The organism is Holdemania filiformis (genome assembly GCF_003459085.1).
Classification (GTDB): domain Bacteria; phylum Bacillota_I; class Bacilli_A; order Erysipelotrichales; family Erysipelotrichaceae; genus Holdemania; species Holdemania filiformis.
The window spans coordinates 1-391 of sequence record NZ_QRUP01000043.1; the positions used below are offsets into that span (position 1 = coordinate 1).

Sequence of the window (391 nt, forward strand, 5' to 3'; positions counted from 1 at the left end):
CAGGTTTATCTGTGCATCCAGGATCAAAAAGCGCTGGAGGCTGCGATCCTGATGATCGATGGAACGAAGTTTGAGGCGAATGCGAATAAAATGACGTTCTTTTGGGGTGCCTGGGTCAAACGGTATCGTCCGCGTCACTGGCAGAAAGCGATGGAAATCGTAAGACAGTTGAATCGCTATTTTAAGGTCCAGGGAATCGCAGTGCGCTATTCGATCCTGAAGGAACCGACACTGAAGTATTTGATGGAGATCGATGAACGGCTGGATGCGTGGCTGCAGGAAGTCGGAGCGATCCGGAAAGGACGGGGAATCCATCCTGTGGCGAAGCTGAAACGGGAATTGGGCAGCGTTGCCAAAAGTCTGTTCAGTTACGCCTTAGCGAAAGATATAC

General features: G+C 50.6%; 1 pseudogene. It reads left to right on the top strand.

The window, feature by feature from the left end:
• Window positions 1-391, top strand: a pseudogene (locus DWY25_RS17905) (hypothetical protein); the annotation flags it as partial.